General features: G+C 45.5%; 1 protein-coding gene. It reads left to right on the top strand.

What is annotated here, in order from left to right:
* Nucleotides 1-32: 32 nt before the first annotated feature.
* On the top strand, nucleotides 33-365 hold a 333-nt coding region (gene psbR / locus KJK34_RS15160), incomplete at its 3' end, for a photosystem II protein PsbR (RefSeq protein WP_223054709.1).

Below are 365 nucleotides of genomic sequence, written 5' to 3'. Positions count from 1 at the left end.
TAAGTAGAGTTCAATCATCAATGGCAGCTTCTATGATGTCTTCATTGGCTTTGAAGCCAGCTCCATTTCTTGAGAGCCCAAGAATTGCAAAGGGACTTCCTTCTTTGTCAAGAACTACTTCGTTCACAGTTAAGGCTAGCGGCGGCAAGAAGATCAAGACCGACACTCCTTACGGAACTGGAGGTGGAATGAACTTGAGAAATGGTGTTGATGCATCTGGGAGAAAACCCAAGGGAAAGGGAGTTTATCAATTTGCTGACAAATATGGTGCAAATGTTGATGGCTACAGCCCAATCTACACACCAGAAGAATGGGCAGCTAATGGTGATGTTTACGCCGGAGGTACGACTGGCCTTTTGATCTGG

This window comes from Flavobacterium coralii (assembly GCF_019891545.1).
Lineage (GTDB): Bacteria > Bacteroidota > Bacteroidia > Flavobacteriales > Flavobacteriaceae > Flavobacterium > Flavobacterium coralii.
The sequence above is the reverse complement of the archived record's forward strand: the minus strand, read 5'-3'. Positions and strand labels throughout refer to the sequence as shown.